The following is a 16,115-nucleotide window of genomic DNA, read 5'->3' as shown; positions in this document are numbered from 1 at the left end:
CGAGGAATTCGTCATGGCTTTAACAGTAAACACCAACGTTACGTCGCTGAACGTTCAAAAGAACCTGAACCGTGCCTCCGACGCTCTGTCGACTTCGATGACTCGCCTGTCTTCCGGCCTGAAGATCAACAGCGCTAAAGACGACGCCGCCGGCCTGCAGATCGCTACCCGCATGACTTCGCAGATCCGTGGCCAGACCATGGCGATCAAGAACGCCAACGACGGTATCTCCATCGCCCAGACCGCTGAAGGCGCGATGCAAGAATCCACCAACATCCTGCAGCGTATGCGTGAACTGGCCGTCCAGTCGCGAAACGACTCCAACGGTACTCAAGACCGCGTTGCTCTGAACAAAGAATTTGCTCAGATGTCGGACGAGCTGACTCGTATCGCCAAGTCGACCAACCTGAACGGCAAGAACCTGATCGACGGTTCCGCTGGCACCATGACCTTCCAGGTCGGTTCCAACACTGGCGCTACCAACCAGATCACCATCACCCTGGACAGCGGCTTCGACGCCACTACCCTGGGCGTTTCTTCCGGCACCATCAACATCACCGGTAACGACACCACCACTGCCGAGACCAACACCAAAGCTGCCATGATCGCCATCGACGCCGCTCTGTCGAAGATCAACTCCAGCCGTGCTGACCTCGGTGCCGCTCAGAACCGTCTGACCAGCACCATCTCCAACCTGCAGAACATCAACGAAAACGCCAGTGCTGCACTGGGTCGCGTACAAGATACCGACTTCGCTGCTGAAACTGCCCAGCTGACCAAGCAGCAGACTCTGCAACAAGCTTCGACCGCAGTTCTGGCCCAGGCCAACCAACTGCCATCCGCTGTACTGAAGCTGCTTCAGTAATAGCCGGCTAAGCTTTGGCGGGGGAGTGCGCTGGTCGTGCTCTCTCGCTTTTTTACTTGAGAGGTGGTGGACATGGACATGAGCATGAAGCTGAACTTGTCTTATCCTGTGGCCAAGTCCGCGACTCCGGTTGTCGATAAGCCTGTGGAGAAGCCTCGAGAGTCTGTTTCCGCCGTTCCTGCGGTTTCTGAGACGACTGTAGCTACGCAGGAAAGCAGGAAAGAGGCTCGTACCGAGCAGGAAAAACTGAAGATGGCCGTGCAGGAAATCGAAAAGTTTGTCCAGTCGGTCAAGCGTAACCTGGAGTTCTCCATCGATGAGCCCTCCGGCAAAGTTGTAGTCAAGGTCATTGCCAGCGATTCGGGTGAGGTGGTTCGTCAGATCCCCAACGAAGAAGTACTGAAGCTGGCCAATAGCTTGAACGACGCCAGCAGCCTGCTGTTCAGCGCCAAGGTCTGATAGCTGGCACGAATATTGTTTTTCCGTTCTTTTGGGCGCTGTAGTGGTCAAAAGACTGGCGGCACACTGAAGGGAGATACACATGGCAAGTCCAATTCTACCGGGCACCGGCCTGGGCTCCGGTATCGATACCGGTGCTATCGTCAAGGCACTGGTAAACGCTGACAAGTCTGCCAAGCAAGGTCAGATCGACCGTGCGACCGCAACCAATAGCGCGAGCATCTCCGGTATCGGCACTTTGCAGTCGTTGTTGTCATCCCTCCAGAGCACGCTCTCGGTCACCGGCCTGGGGAGCTCCGTCAATCCCTCCTTTACCGCATACGCTGCCACGACCACCGATGCCAAGTTCGTAACGGCCATTGCAGGCAACGATGCCGTGAAAGGCACGTACAAGGTTACGGTCTCCGAGCTGGCAACTTCGTCGAAGGTGGCGAGTGCGGCCTTTGCCGGAGGAGCGTCCAGCGCCATCCCGAGTGGTACGTTGAATATCACTCAAAATGGTACTAGCTACCCGATTACCATTGGTGCCAATGCGACGTTGCAATCGGTGCGCGATGCGATCAATAACGATACCAACGCGAAATCGGCCAGTATCAATGCCAACATCATCACCGACTCCTTCGGTTCGCGCCTGGTGATTGGTTCTGGGAAAACCGGTGTTGGTTCCGACATTTCCGTGAGTGGCATCACCGGGCTGGCCATCAACGGTAACCAGGAGATGACCAAGCCGCCTACCGCCACGTCTTCCGGCTCTATCGCTGGCCTGGCCCAGGATGCCAAGTTCACTGTCGATGGCATGGCGCTGACCAGCAAGAGCAACACCGTCACCCAGGCCGTTTCCGGGTTGAAAATCACCCTGGTGGCCAAGACGACCGATCCGATCACGGTGGAAGTGAAAGACAACACCGACGGCCTCAAGACCTCGGTTCAGAAGTTCATCGAGTCCTACAACGCGGTGGTCAACGGTATCAGCACCCTGACCAAGCCTTCCCTGGATGATGACGGCAAGCTGACCGTGCCAGCGCAACTGACTGGTGATTCGTTGCCGCGTTCGATCCTGTCGGTCATTCGTGCGCCCCTGTCGGAAGTTGGCGCTGGTGACCGGTTGACAGTGCTGTCTCAGTTGGGAATCACGACCAACCAGAAAACCGGTGCACTGGACTTCGATGAGAAGAAGTTCACGGCAGCGGTGCAGGACAAGGGGCTGGGTGGTGAGGTGCAGACGCTGTTCAGTGGCGATGGCACCAAGCCGGGTCTGCTGGAGCGCATGAGCAATGCCATCAAGCCTTACACCCAGGGTGTAGGCACCATGACCGAGGGGATCCTGACCACTCGCACCAAGACCCTGGACCTGACCAAGAAAAAACTGGCCGATCAGCAGTTAGCGCTGGATCGTCGGATCGAAACGCTGACGGCCGTTCTGACGAAAAAGTACAACGACATGGATACCCTGGTTGGCAAGCTGAAGGCTACCGCCAGTAACATTACCTCCATGTTCGAGGCCTTGAACGCGCAGAAGAAAGGCTGATATACAGTTTGCGCCAAAAGCCCGGCAGTGTTTTCCAGCGCTCCGGGCTTTTGCATTTGACCTAAAGTTTTTTGACGTTGCGTCGATACGCTGTTTATACGAACCCTTGAGTTTTGAAGAGGTACCACATGAACCCGATGTTAGCCCTTCGGCAATACCAAAAGGTGGGTGGGCAGGCGCAGACTTCCGAGGCCAGCCCGCATCGCCTGGTGCAAATGCTGATGGAAGGTGGCCTGGATCGCATCGCTCAGGCCAAGGGCGCGATAGCGCGCAAGGATATCGCCAACAAGGGCGTGTTCATCAACAAGGCCATCGGCATCATCGGCGGTTTGCGCGAGGGCCTGGACCTGGAGAACTCCATGGACACCCTGGGTGATCTGGATGGTCTCTATGCCTACATGATGACGCGCTTGACCGAGGCCAACATCAAGTCGGACCCATCGATCCTCGATGAGGTGGATGGTCTGCTGCGCACGGTCAAAGAGGGTTGGGACGCCATCGCGGCCCCGGGTCCGCAGTTTTAAGGAGAAATGCCATGAGTGCAGTCCTGCAACGCATTGAAGAAACCCGCGAGGCCCTGGTCGACGCCCTGGCTGAGCGCAATTGGCAGGCCATCGGCGAGTTGGACCTGGCGTGCCGGTCATGCATGGAGGATGTGCTCAGCGAAGCTGCGGTCGACGAAGTGGCCCTTCGCAGCAATCTCGAAGAACTGTTGGGGGTCTACCGGCAGTTGCTGGACGTGGCGACTGGCGAGCGGCAGGCGATATTCGATGAGATGTCGCAGATCCATCAAGCACAGAACGCGGCAAAGGTTTACCATTTGTTCGGTTAATGTCGAGTTGATCCGAACACTGCGCGCCATAAATTTGACTGTGCACGCATTTTTGACTTAACTAGTGGCTGTTTTCAGATTTCAGGCGTCTATGAATGCAGAAAAATGCCTTCAAGCGCGTCTAGCTTGCCCCCATTAATTTCCGGGCATTGAGTTGACTAGGGAAGTTGCTATTGCATGTGGCGTGAAACCAAAATTCTGCTGATCGATGACGATAGCGTCCGCCGCCGCGACCTGGCGGTGATTTTAAATTTTCTTGGCGAAGAAAATTTACCCTGTGGTAGCCATGACTGGCAGCAGGCTGTCGGCTCATTGTCGTCTAGTCGTGAAGTGATCTGCGTCCTCATCGGGACCGTAAACGCTCCTGGTGCACTTCCGGGCCTGTTAAAGACACTCTCGACCTGGGATGAGTTCCTTCCGGTCCTGCTGATGGGTGAAAATTCTTCCGTCGACCTTCCTGAAGACCAGCGCCGTCGGGTGCTGTCGTCCCTGGAAATGCCCCCCAGCTACAGCAAGCTGCTCGATTCCCTGCATCGTGCCCAGGTCTACCGTGAAATGTACGACCAGGCGCGGGAGCGCGGGCGTCATCGCGAGCCCAACCTGTTCCGCAGCCTGGTTGGCACCAGCCGGGCGATCCAGCATGTCCGCCAGATGATGCAGCAAGTGGCGGACACGGACGCCAGTGTGCTGATCCTGGGCGAGTCGGGCACCGGCAAGGAAGTGGTGGCGCGCAACCTGCACTATCACTCCAAACGTCGCGACGCACCTTTCGTGCCGGTCAACTGCGGGGCGATCCCTGCCGAGCTGTTGGAAAGCGAGCTGTTCGGCCATGAGAAGGGCGCCTTTACCGGGGCCATCACCAGCCGTGCCGGGCGCTTCGAGCTGGCCAACGGCGGCACGTTGTTCCTCGACGAGATCGGCGACATGCCGCTGCCGATGCAGGTCAAGCTGTTGCGCGTGCTGCAGGAGCGGACCTTCGAGCGTGTGGGCAGCAACAAGACCCAGGGTGTCGATGTGCGCATCATCGCTGCCACCCACAAGAACCTGGAAAGCATGATCGAGGTCGGCAGCTTCCGCGAGGACCTGTACTACCGCCTCAATGTGTTCCCCATCGAGATGGCGCCGCTGCGTGAGCGAGTGGAAGATATTCCGCTGCTGATGAACGAGCTGATTTCGCGAATGGAGCACGAGAAGCGCGGTTCGATCCGCTTCAATTCCGCTGCCATCATGTCCCTGTGCCGCCATGGCTGGCCAGGTAACGTCCGCGAGCTGGCCAACCTGGTGGAGCGCATGGCGATCATGCACCCCTATGGGGTGATCGGCGTGGTCGAGCTGCCGAAGAAGTTTCGCTACGTCGATGACGAAGACGAGCAGCTGGTGGATAGCCTGCGCAGCGACCTGGAAGAGCGGGTGGCGATCAATGGCCATGCACCGGATTTCTCCGCCACTGCCATGCTGCCGCCTGAAGGCCTGGACCTGAAGGACTATCTCGGCAGTCTGGAGCAGGGACTGATCCAGCAGGCGCTGGACGATGCCAACGGTATCGTGGCCCGGGCCGCCGAGCGGTTGCGTATCCGTCGGACCACCCTGGTGGAGAAGATGCGCAAGTACGGCATGAGCCGTCGCGAAGGAGACGAACAGGCGGATGATTGACGCCTGTTTTTCAAGTCACTGAAATCTTGGCGGTTTTTTTTAGGCACGGGTATTGCTAAGCCTCTTGCAACGTTCCGTTTAACTGACGGTCAGCCACGCGAGAGAGCCCATGCCCCAAGCCGCCCAGATGTCTACTGCCCCCGATGCCCAGGGACAATCGTCGTCCGTAGAGCAGGCGGGCCGGCTTGGTCTCGAGCAGGCCTTTGCGCTGTTCAATCAAGTATCGAGCCAACTTACTGACTCCTACAGCATGCTCGAGGCTCGGGTTACCGAGCTCAAGGGCGAGCTGGCGGTGGTCAGCGCCCAGCGGATGCAGGAGCTGGCGGAAAAGGAACGCTTGGCCAATCGCCTGCAGAACCTGCTCGACCTGCTGCCGGGCGGGGTCATCGTCATCGACGGCCATGGCATCGTCAGCGAAGCCAACCCGGCGGCCTGCGAACTGCTGGGGTTACCGCTGGAAGGGCAGTTGTGGCGCAGCATCATTGCTCGCAGTTTCGCTCCCCGTGAAGACGATGGTCATGAGATCTCCCTGCGTGATGGCCGGCGCCTGTCCATCTCTACCCGCTCTCTGGACGCCGAGCCAGGGCAACTGGTGCTGCTGAACGACCTGACTGAAACCCGTCGCCTGCAAGACCAGTTGGCTCGCCACGAGCGCCTGTCGTCCCTGGGCAAGATGGTCGCGTCCCTGGCCCACCAGATTCGCACGCCATTGTCGGCGGCCCTGCTGTATGCCAGTCACCTGACCGAGCAGGAACTGCCGGTGGCCACTCAGCAGCGCTTCGCTGGGCGGCTCAAGGAGCGCCTGCATGAGCTCGAGCACCAAGTGCGCGACATGCTGGTATTCGCCCGTGGCGAGCTGCCCCTGACCGATCGCCTGACACCCAGGTCGCTGCTGCAATCCCTGCAGGCTGCCGCCTCGCCCCATGTCCAGGACGTCGCCGTGCGCTGGCAGTGCGACAGCCATGACGGCGAGTTGCTGTGCAACCGCGACACGCTGGTCGGCGCCTTGCTCAATCTGATCGAGAACGCCGTTCAAGCCAGTGCCGGGGCCGCTCGGCTGAAGGTGCACCTGTATCGCCGAGACGATGCCTTGCGCCTGTGCATCAGCGATAGCGGCAGTGGAATCGACGCTGCGGTGCTGGAGCGCCTGGGAGAACCATTTTTTACCACCAAGGCCAACGGGACCGGGTTGGGCCTGACGGTGGTCAAGGCGGTGGCGCGTGCTCATCAGGGAGAATTGTCGCTGCGCTCGCGTCCCGGGCGCGGTACTTGCGCCCTGGTGACCCTGCCTCTGTTCTCCAGTGCCCATGGAGTGGAGTGAAGGTAATGGCAATCAAGGTTCTACTGGTTGAAGACGATCGCGCCCTGCGCGAGGCCCTGGCGGACACCCTGCTGCTGGCCGGCCATGACTACAAGGCAGTGGGCAGTGCGGAGGAGGCCCTGGAGGCAACGGCCGCCGAGTCCTTCAGCCTGGTGGTCAGCGACGTCAACATGCCCGGCATGGATGGTCATCAATTGCTCGGCTTGCTGCGTGTCCGTCAGCCGCAATTGCCTGTGTTGCTGATGACCGCCCATGGCGCAGTGGAGCGTGCGGTAGATGCCATGCGTCAAGGCGCCGCCGATTACCTGGTCAAGCCTTTCGAGCCCAGGGCGCTGCTCGATCTGGTGGCGCGCCACGCCCTGGGGAGCCTGGGCGTGGCCGAGGAAGAAGGGCCGGTGGCTTTAGAGCCTGCCAGCCTGCAATTGCTGGAGCTGGCGGCACGGGTGGCACGCAGCGATTCCACAGTCTTGATTTCCGGTGAGTCCGGTACCGGCAAGGAAGTGCTGGCGCGCTATATCCACCAGCATTCCCATCGTGTGGGCCAGCCGTTCATCGCGATCAACTGTGCGGCCATTCCCGACAACATGCTTGAAGCCACCCTGTTCGGTCACGAGAAGGGCTCATTCACTGGCGCGATTGCGGCCCAGCCCGGCAAGTTCGAGCAGGCCGACGGCGGCACCATCCTGCTGGACGAGATTTCCGAAATGCCTCTGGGCCTGCAAGCCAAGCTGTTGCGGGTGCTGCAAGAGCGCGAAGTGGAGCGGGTGGGGGCACGCAAGCCCATCAGCCTGGATATCCGGGTGGTGGCCACCACCAACCGCGATTTGGCGGGCGAAGTGGCGGCGGGGCGTTTTCGCGAGGACCTGTATTACCGTCTGTCGGTTTTCCCCCTGGCCTGGCGTCCATTGCGCGAGCGTCCTGCCGATATCCTGCCGCTGGCCGAGCGCTTGCTGGTCAAGCACGTCAATAAAATGAAGCATGCCACTGCCAGGCTTTCTACCGAGGCCCAGGCCTGCCTGGTGGCGTACCCCTGGCCGGGCAATGTGCGCGAACTGGATAACGCCCTGCAACGGGCGCTGATCCTGCAGCAGGGTGGATTGATCCGTCCTGAAGACTTCTGCCTGGCCGGGCCGGTGGCCTGTGCGCCGCTGCCGGCGCTGATGCCGGCAGGCCAGGGTGTGCCCCGTGCAGTGGCTGGTGTGGCCGAGGCGCCGGCCCAGGATTCGGGCGGCCTGGGCGACGACCTGCGGCGCAGGGAGTTCCAGATGATCATCGATACCCTGCGTTCAGAGCGTGGGCGGCGCAAGGAAGCCGCGGAACGGCTGGGTATCAGTCCGCGCACCCTGCGTTACAAATTGGCGCAGATGCGTGACGCCGGAATGGACGTCGAGGCTTATCTGTTCGCCACGTGATGAGTGACCTTGGAAGCCCGGGAGGGGCTTTTGTCGAGTTGGGCCATGGAGCTGGCACCCTTGTTGCTAACACCTCACTAACCGCGGAGTGAGCGTCAAAAAAATGCGGGTCGTCAGAGAGAGTAAGCCATGAGCCAAGGTATTGAATTTAATCGGTTGATGCTGGATATGCGGGCCATGCAGATGGACGCAATGTCGCAGCCGAAATCTGCCGCAGTAGCGCCGGTCAGCGGCAGCAGCTTCGCTGATCTGCTTGGCCAGGCCGTGAACAAGGTCAGCGATACCCAGCAGGCGTCCAACCAGCTGGCCAGTGCCTTCGAGATCGGCAAGAGCGGCGTCGATCTGACGGACGTGATGATTTCCTCGCAAAAGGCCAGCGTGTCTTTTCAAGCCTTGACCCAGGTGCGTAACAAACTGGTTCAAGCGTACCAAGACATCATGCAGATGCCGGTTTAAGGACGAGATTGAGTCATGGCAGAAGCAGTCGCCGATAACGTACCGGCCAAGACCACGCCGGTAGACGGGAAACCGCCGCTGTTCGGTTTGTCGTTCCTGGAAAACCTCTCCCAGATGACCATGCTGCGTCAGGTCGGCCTGCTGGTCGGCCTGGCCGCCAGTGTGGCGATCGGCTTTGCCGTGGTGCTGTGGTCACAACAACCCGATTACCGGCCGCTCTATGGCAGCCTGGCGGGAATGGATGCCAAGCAGGTCATGGAGACCCTGGCCTCCGCCGACATCCCCTATACCGTCGAGCCCAACTCCGGCGCACTGTTGGTCAAGGCCGACGACTTGCCTCGTGCCCGCCTGAAACTGGCCGCCGCCGGTGTAGCGCCGGGCGATGGCAATGTCGGTTTCGAGATCCTCGATAAAGAGCAGGGCCTGGGCACCAGCCAGTTCATGGAGGCCACCCGTTATCGCCGTGGCCTGGAAGGCGAACTGGCACGTACCATTTCCAGCCTGAACAATGTCAAGGGTGCCCGCGTGCACCTGGCGATTCCGAAAAGCTCGGTTTTCGTGCGTGACGAACGCAAGCCTAGCGCTTCGGTACTGGTCGAGCTGTATTCCGGTCGCTCCCTGGAGCCTGGCCAGGTGATGGCCATTGTCAACCTGGTGGCTACCAGCGTTCCCGAATTGAGCAAGTCCCAGGTCACCGTAGTCGACCAGAAGGGCAACCTGCTGTCCGACCAGGCGGAAAACTCCGCCCTGACCATGGCAGGCAAGCAGTTCGACTACAGCCGGCGCATGGAAAGCATGCTGACCCAGCGCGTGCACAACATCCTGCAGCCGGTGCTGGGTAACGACCGCTACAAGGCTGAAGTGTCGGCGGATGTCGATTTCAGTGCGGTGGAGTCCACTTCCGAACAGTTCAACCCCGATCAGCCGGCCCTGCGCAGCGAGCAGTCGGTCAACGAACAGCGCTCCAGCAGCAATGGCCCGCAAGGTGTGCCCGGTGCCCTGAGCAACCAGCCACCGTCGCCGGCTTCGGCTCCACAGACCACCGGTGGCGCTACCGCCTCGGCGGGCATGGTGCAGCCAGGCCAGCCGCTGCTGGACGCCAACGGCCAGCAAATCATGGATCCGGCCACCGGCCAGCCGATGTTGGCACCCTATCCGTCGGACAAGCGTCAACAATCCACCAAGAACTTCGAGCTCGACCGTTCCATCAGCCACACCCGGCAGCAGCAGGGGCGCTTGAACCGCCTGTCGGTAGCGGTGGTGGTGGACGATCAGGTCAAGGTCAACCCGGCCAACGGCGAAACCAGCCGTGCGCCATGGAGCGCCGACGAATTGGCGCGCTTCACTCGCCTGGTCCAGGACGCAGTGGGTTTCGACGCCAGTCGTGGCGACAGCGTCAGCGTGATCAACGTGCCGTTCTCCACCGACCGCGGGGAAGTGGTGACCGATATTCCGTTCTACTCGCAGCCCTGGTTCTGGGACATCGTCAAGCAAGTGCTGGGCGTGCTGTTCATCCTGGTGCTGGTGTTCGGTGTCCTGCGTCCAGTGCTCAACAACATCACCGGCGGCGGCAAGGGCAAGCAACTGGCTGGCCTGGGCAGCGACGTCGAGCTGGGCGGCATGGGCGGCCTGGATGGCGAGCTGGCCAACGACCGGGTCAGTCTCGGCGGTCCGCAGAGCATCCTGTTGCCAAGCCCGAGCGAGGGTTATGACGCTCAGTTGAATGCAATCAAGAGTCTGGTGGCAGAAGATCCGGGTCGCGTGGCCCAGGTCGTGAAAGAGTGGATTAACGCAGATGAGTGATAACCGAGCCGCTACCGCCAAACTGACCCGGGTCGACAAGGCCGCGATCCTGCTGCTGTCCCTGGGTTCCACCGATGCCGCACAGGTGCTGCGCCACATGGGCCCCAAGGAGGTCCAGCGGGTGGGCGTGGCCATGGCGCAGATGGGTAACGTGCACCGTGAGCAGGTCGAGCAGGTGATGAGCGAGTTTGTCGACATCGTCGGTGATCAGACCAGTCTTGGCGTAGGTTCCGATGACTACGTGCGCAAGATGCTGACCCAGGCCCTCGGCGAGGACAAGGCCAACGGCCTGATCGACCGCATCCTCCTGGGTGGCAATACCAGCGGCCTGGACAGCCTGAAGTGGATGGAGCCGCGGGCGGTGGCCGACGTGATTCGATACGAGCACCCGCAGATCCAGGCCATCGTGGTGGCTTACCTGGACCCGGACCAGGCCGGCGAGGTGCTGGGCAATTTCGACCACAAGGCGCGCCTGGACATCATCCTGCGTGTCTCGTCGCTGAACACCGTGCAGCCTGCGGCCCTGAAAGAACTCAACCAGATCCTCGAGAAGCAGTTCTCCGGCAACTCCAATGCTTCGCGTACCACCCTGGGCGGTATCAAGCGTGCGGCCGACATCATGAACTTCCTCGACAGCTCGATCGAAGGTCAGCTGATGGACTCGATCCGCGAAGTGGACGAGGACCTGTCCGGCCAGATCGAGGACCTGATGTTCGTCTTCAACAACCTGGCCGATGTCGACGACCGCGGTATCCAGGCGCTGTTGCGCGAAGTGTCCTCCGACGTGCTGGTGCTGGCCCTCAAGGGGTCGGACGAAGGGGTCAAGGAGAAAATCTTCAAGAACATGTCCAAGCGTGCGGCGGAACTGCTGCGCGACGACCTGGAAGCCAAGGGCCCGGTCCGCGTCAGCGACGTGGAAACCGCGCAGAAGGAAATCCTCACCATTGCCCGCCGTATGGCCGAAGCCGGAGAAATCGTCCTCGGCGGGAAGGGCGGCGAAGAAATGATCTAAGGTCGCTTTATGTCGTCCAGCAATGATGAAGCCCAGAGCGGACTGATCCGTGCTCGGGACGTAGAGGGTTTCGACGTCTGGGCGCTGCCCAGCTTCGACCCGGAACCCGAGCCGGTACCGGAGCCGGAGCCCGAGGAAATCGAGGAAGAAATCGAGGAAGTGCCGCTGGAGGAAGTCCAGCCACTGACCCTCGAGGAGCTCGAGAGCATTCGCCAGGAAGCCTACAACGAAGGTTTCGCCACGGGTGAGCGGGAAGGGTTCCACAGCGCGACGCTCAAGGTTCGCCAGGAAGCCGAAGTCGCACTGAACGCCAAATTGCAGGCGCTCGAGTTGCTGATGGGCAACCTGTTCGAACCGATCGCCGAGCAGGACACCCAGATCGAAAAGACCCTGGTGGACCTGGTGAAGCACATCGCCCGCCAGGTGATCCAGCGCGAGCTGGCGATGGACTCCAGTCAGATCGAGCACGTCATGCGTGAGGCCCTCAAATTGCTGCCCCTGGGCGTCGGCAATGTGCGGCTGTACATCAATCCGCAGGACTTCGAGCAGGTCAAGAGCCTGCGTGACCGGCATGAAGAAAGCTGGCGCATCGTCGAGGATGAGTCCCTGTTGCCGGGCGGCTGCCGGGTTGAGACTGAGCACAGTCGCATCGATGCCAGCATGGAGACCCGGATCACCCAGGCCATGGACCAGCTCTTCGACCGGTTGCACGAACAATCGCTGCACCCGGCGTCGGCGGACCTGAGCCTGGAGCTCGGCTCGCGTACCCCGGACTTGCCGCAGGCACCGGCCGCTGAGCCTGGCATCGCCCAGGATGCCGAGCAGCCCGAGCCCGCAGGCCCCGACCATGCGCCTTGAACGCACCAGCTTCGGCAAGCGCCTGGGCAGCTACGCCGAGGCCATCGAGCTGCCGGGCCAGCCGATCCTCGAAGGGCGCCTGTTGCGCATGGTCGGCCTGACCCTGGAGGCCGAAGGCCTGCGGGCCGCCATGGGCACCCGCTGCCTGGTGATCAACGATGACAGCTACCACCCGGTCAAGGTCGAAGCCGAAGTCATGGGGTTCTCCGGGAACAAGGTCTTCCTGATGCCGGTGGGCAGCGTTGCCGGGATCGCCCCCGGTGCCCGCGTGGTGCCCCTGGCCGATACCGGGCGCCTGCCCATGGGCATGAGCATGCTCGGGCGGGTGCTGGACGGTGCCGGCCGAGCGCTGGACGGCAAGGGTGGCATGCGCGCCGAAGACTGGGTGCCGATGGACGGTCCGACCATCAATCCGCTCAATCGCGACCCCATCAGCCAGCCGCTGGATGTGGGGATTCGCAGCATCAACGGTTTATTGACGGTAGGGCGTGGCCAGCGCCTTGGCCTGTTCGCCGGTACCGGCGTGGGCAAGAGTGTGCTGCTGGGAATGATGACTCGCTTCACCGAGGCCGACATCATCGTGGTGGGGCTGATCGGTGAGCGGGGGCGGGAGGTCAAGGAGTTCATCGAGCACATCCTCGGTGAAGAAGGCCTCAAGCGTTCGGTGGTGGTGGCATCGCCTGCCGACGATGCGCCGCTGATGCGCCTGCGGGCCGCGATGTACTGCACGCGGATCGCCGAGTATTTTCGCGACAAGGGCAAGAATGTCCTGCTGCTGATGGATTCCCTGACCCGTTTTGCCCAGGCCCAGCGGGAAATCGCCCTGGCCATCGGCGAGCCGCCGGCGACCAAGGGTTATCCGCCATCGGTGTTTGCCAAGCTGCCCAAGCTGGTGGAGCGGGCCGGTAACGCCGAGGCCGGTGGTGGCTCGATCACCGCGTTCTATACCGTGCTGTCCGAAGGCGACGACCAGCAGGACCCGATCGCCGACTCGGCCCGGGGTGTGCTCGATGGGCATATCGTGCTGTCTCGGCGCCTGGCGGAAGAAGGCCACTACCCGGCAATCGATATCGAGGCCTCCATCAGTCGGGTCATGCCGGCGGTGATCAGTCCGGACAACATGGCCCGGGCCCAGTTCTTCAAGCAATTGTGGTCGCGCTACCAGCAGGCCCGCGACCTGATCAGCGTCGGAGCCTACGTTCCCGGTGGCGACCGGGATACCGATACCGCGATTTCCCTGCATCCGGCGATGGTGGCCTATCTGCGCCAGGGGCTGAACGACAACGTCAGCCTGGGTCATAGCCAGACCCACCTGGAGATGCTGTTCGCGCCGGCCGCAGGCGGGTAACCGGTCATGGCCGATAGCCGCGCAGCGCGCCTGGCGCCGGTGGTAGACATGGCGGAGAGTGCCGAGAAAACCGCTGCCCAGCGCCTGGAATACTTCAACGGGCAGGTGCGGGTGGCCGAGAGCAAGCTGGGTGACCTGGAGCGTTTCCGTGGCGATTACCAGGAGCAGTGGGTCGAGCGCGGCAAGCTCGGGGTCTCCGGTCACTGGCTGATGAACTACCAGTACTTCCTCAGTCAGCTTGATACCGCCGTGGGCCAGCAGCGCCAGAGCCTGGCCTGGCACCAGAACAACCTCGATCGCGCCCGTGAAACCTGGCAGCAGGCCTATGCGCGAGTCGAAGGGTTGCGCAAGCTGGTGCAGCGGTACATCGACGAGGCCCGGGTCCTGGAAGACAAGCGTGAGCAGAAGCTGCTGGACGAATTGTCCCAGCGCTTGCCCCGGCAATCCCCCTACTGAGCCGGCTGATTTTTTCCCTGCAGGTTGTTCGGCCGTCCAGTGGGTGCTACACCTTCTAGACGTCGTCAATGACAAGGAAGCAGTCTCATGTCGGTCGTTACAGAAATATCCCCGGATGGGCAGAAACTCACGATTTCGATCAGGGGTCGATTCGATTTCGGACGTCACCAGGAATTTCGCGAGTCCTACGAACGGCTCAACAGGACCCCTGAGTCCATCGTGGTGGACCTCAAGGAAGCCACCTATCTCGATAGCTCGGCCCTGGGCATGCTGCTGTTGCTGCGCGATCACGCCGGTGGTGACAACGCCGATGTCCGGGTGATCAACAGCAATTCGGATGTGCGCAAGATCCTCGCCATCTCCAATTTCGACAAGCTTTTCGACATCAGTTGAGCGGTATGCGGTCGATGACCGAGCCCCTGTGCGTACTGATTGCCGAAGATGGTGCGGCGGACCGCCTGCTGCTCTCCAGCATTGTCCGGCGCCAGGGCCACCAGGTGTTGGCGGCGAGCAACGGGGCCGAGGCGCTGGCGTTGTTCCAGCGCGAGCGTCCGCATATCGTCCTGATGGACGCGATGATGCCGGTGATGGACGGATTCGAGGCGGCGCGGCAGATCCGGGCGCTGGCTGGCGAGGCCTTGGTGCCGATCATCTTCCTGACTTCCCTGAGCGAAGGGGAGGCGCTGGCCCGTTGCCTGGAGGCAGGGGGTGACGATTTTCTGGCGAAACCCTACAACCCGGTGATTCTGGCCGCCAAGATCAATGCCATGGACCGCCTGCGTCGTTTGCAGGATACGGTGCTGCGCCAGCGCGACCAGATCACCCGTCACCATGACTACCTGCTCAACGAACAGCGGGTAGCCAAGGCCGTGTTCGACAAGGTTGCCCATTCCGGCTGCCTGGATGCGCCGAACATCCGCTACCTGCAATCGCCCTATGCCCTGTTCAATGGCGACCTGCTGCTGGCCGCCTATACCCCGGCGGGGGACATGCACGTGCTGCTCGGGGATTTCACCGGCCATGGCCTGCCGGCGGCAGTCGGCGCCATGCCCCTGGCCGAGGTGTTCTATGGCATGACCGCCAAGGGCTACGGCCTGCCGGAAACCCTGCGGGAGATGAATGCCAAGCTCAAGCGCATCCTGCCGGTGGACATGTTCTGTTGTGCCACCCTGGTGTGCCTGAGTAGCCAGCGACGTTCGCTGGAGGTCTGGAACGGCGGCATGCCCGAGGGTTATTTGTACACGCGGGCCAGTGGCCTGCGCACGCCCCTGGAGTCCCGGCACCTGCCGCTCGGGGTGTTGAGCGCCGAGGCCTTCGAGGACCGCACCGAAGTGTTTCCCATGGCGCCGGGCGATCGGGTATTCCTGCTCTCCGATGGGGTGATCGATACCGGCAGCACCGGCGACGAACTGTTCGGCGTGCAGCGCCTGCAGGCGGTGTTCGCCGCCAACCGTGACGAGGCAAGCTTGCTCGAGGAGATCCGCCAGGCCCTGGAGGATTTTGGCGGCCAGGCTCGGGACGATGTGAGCATGGTCGAGGTCAGCCTGTCGGAGCTGGCCGAACGGGCGCCACCGGCGCTGGTGTACTCCGACAGCGGTCAATCGTGCCCCCTGGACTGGTCGGTGAGCTTCGAGTTCCGGGGGCAGACCCTCAAGCGCTTCAACCCCTTGCCCTACCTGTTGCAGCTGTTGCTTGAAGTGCATGGCCTGCGCTCCCAGAGCGGGGCGCTGTACAGCGTGCTGGCCGAGCTTTACTCCAATGCCCTGGAACATGGCGTGCTCAAGCTCGATTCGCGGCTCAAGCGTGATGCACAGGGGTTCACCCGCTACTATCACGAGCGCACCAGCCGGCTGGAGGAGTTGCGCGACGGTTTTGTCCGCGTGCATCTGCAGGTCCAGCCGCTGGAGTCGGGAGGGCGCCTGACCGTGCGGGTGGAGGACAGTGGCGAAGGCTTCGACGTGGCCGCGGTCATGGCCAGGCCCAGCGATATGGGACGCCTGTCGGGGCGTGGAGTCAGCCTGATTCGCCAGATGAGCCGCCAGGCGGTGTGGGCGGACGACGGACGCAGTGTCTGCGTGGAGTTTTCCTGGGAGGCTCTGGCATAATTTCCAG

The 16,115-nt window shown here is 61.7% G+C and carries 16 protein-coding genes; all 16 read left to right on the top strand.

Annotated elements, in window-relative coordinates; all coding sequences use genetic code 11:
* Positions 1-13 precede the first annotated feature (13 nt).
* Positions 14-865 carry a flagellin domain-containing protein gene (locus LGQ10_RS10845; RefSeq protein ID WP_058437746.1) on the top strand — a complete coding sequence of 284 codons (852 nt, stop codon included), beginning with the start codon at positions 14-16 and terminating at the stop codon, positions 863-865.
* A gap of 72 nt (positions 866-937) precedes the next feature.
* On the top strand, positions 938-1,324 hold the full coding sequence (locus LGQ10_RS10840; protein ID WP_058437748.1) for a flagellar protein FlaG: 387 nt from the start codon (positions 938-940) through the stop codon (positions 1,322-1,324).
* Positions 1,325-1,406: 82 nt separating this feature from the next.
* Positions 1,407-2,852, top strand: coding sequence for a flagellar filament capping protein FliD (gene fliD / locus LGQ10_RS10835; protein WP_058437744.1), 1,446 nt, complete (start codon positions 1,407-1,409; stop codon positions 2,850-2,852).
* A 128-nt stretch (positions 2,853-2,980) separates the two neighbouring features.
* Entirely contained in the window at positions 2,981-3,376 is a 396-nt protein-coding gene (gene fliS, locus LGQ10_RS10830; protein WP_058437743.1) for a flagellar export chaperone FliS, read from the top strand.
* Positions 3,377-3,387: 11 nt separating this feature from the next.
* A complete protein-coding gene (locus LGQ10_RS10825) occupies positions 3,388-3,684 on the top strand; it encodes a hypothetical protein (protein WP_058437740.1) in 297 nt (98 codons plus the stop codon).
* A gap of 177 nt (positions 3,685-3,861) precedes the next feature.
* Positions 3,862-5,337, top strand: coding sequence for a sigma-54 dependent transcriptional regulator (locus tag LGQ10_RS10820; RefSeq protein ID WP_058437738.1), 1,476 nt, complete (start codon positions 3,862-3,864; stop codon positions 5,335-5,337).
* Positions 5,338-5,464: 127 nt separating this feature from the next.
* The gene (locus LGQ10_RS10815; protein WP_226526127.1) at positions 5,465-6,658 is read left to right on the top strand and encodes a sensor histidine kinase; all 1,194 of its coding nucleotides are present in this window, start codon (positions 5,465-5,467) and stop codon (positions 6,656-6,658) included.
* 5 nt (positions 6,659-6,663) lie between these two features.
* On the top strand, positions 6,664-8,070 hold the full coding sequence (fleR, locus tag LGQ10_RS10810; RefSeq protein WP_226525525.1) for a sigma-54-dependent response regulator transcription factor FleR: 1,407 nt from the start codon (positions 6,664-6,666) through the stop codon (positions 8,068-8,070).
* 129 nt (positions 8,071-8,199) lie between these two features.
* Positions 8,200-8,526 (top strand): flagellar hook-basal body complex protein FliE, encoded by a 327-nt coding sequence (fliE, locus tag LGQ10_RS10805; RefSeq protein ID WP_058437732.1) that lies wholly within the window; start codon positions 8,200-8,202, stop codon positions 8,524-8,526.
* A gap of 15 nt (positions 8,527-8,541) precedes the next feature.
* Positions 8,542-10,329, top strand: coding sequence for a flagellar basal-body MS-ring/collar protein FliF (gene fliF / locus LGQ10_RS10800; RefSeq protein ID WP_058437730.1), 1,788 nt, complete (start codon positions 8,542-8,544; stop codon positions 10,327-10,329).
* A complete protein-coding gene (fliG, locus tag LGQ10_RS10795; protein ID WP_011059975.1) occupies positions 10,322-11,341 on the top strand; it encodes a flagellar motor switch protein FliG in 1,020 nt (339 codons plus the stop codon). The genes fliF and fliG overlap by 8 nt, the downstream gene beginning before the upstream one ends.
* A 9-nt stretch (positions 11,342-11,350) precedes the next feature.
* On the top strand, positions 11,351-12,199 hold the full coding sequence (gene fliH, locus LGQ10_RS10790; protein ID WP_058437727.1) for a flagellar assembly protein FliH: 849 nt from the start codon (positions 11,351-11,353) through the stop codon (positions 12,197-12,199).
* Positions 12,189-13,547, top strand: a complete 1,359-nt coding sequence (fliI, locus tag LGQ10_RS10785; RefSeq protein ID WP_226525524.1) for a flagellar protein export ATPase FliI — start codon at positions 12,189-12,191, stop codon at positions 13,545-13,547. The genes fliH and fliI overlap by 11 nt, the downstream gene beginning before the upstream one ends.
* 6 nt (positions 13,548-13,553) lie before the next feature.
* The gene (gene fliJ, locus LGQ10_RS10780; RefSeq protein WP_058434322.1) at positions 13,554-14,003 is read left to right on the top strand and encodes a flagellar export protein FliJ; all 450 of its coding nucleotides are present in this window, start codon (positions 13,554-13,556) and stop codon (positions 14,001-14,003) included.
* A gap of 87 nt (positions 14,004-14,090) precedes the next feature.
* Complete coding sequence (locus tag LGQ10_RS10775; RefSeq protein WP_011059979.1) at positions 14,091-14,396, top strand: STAS domain-containing protein; 306 nt, start codon at positions 14,091-14,093, stop codon at positions 14,394-14,396.
* Between the two features lie 5 nt (positions 14,397-14,401).
* Complete coding sequence (locus LGQ10_RS10770) at positions 14,402-16,108, top strand: fused response regulator/phosphatase (protein WP_226525523.1); 1,707 nt, start codon at positions 14,402-14,404, stop codon at positions 16,106-16,108.
* Positions 16,109-16,115: the final 7 nt, after the last annotated feature.

This window comes from Pseudomonas sp. L5B5 (assembly GCF_020520285.1).
Classification (GTDB): Bacteria; Pseudomonadota; Gammaproteobacteria; order Pseudomonadales; family Pseudomonadaceae; genus Aquipseudomonas.
The sequence above is the reverse complement of the archived record's forward strand: the minus strand, read 5'-3'. Positions and strand labels throughout refer to the sequence as shown.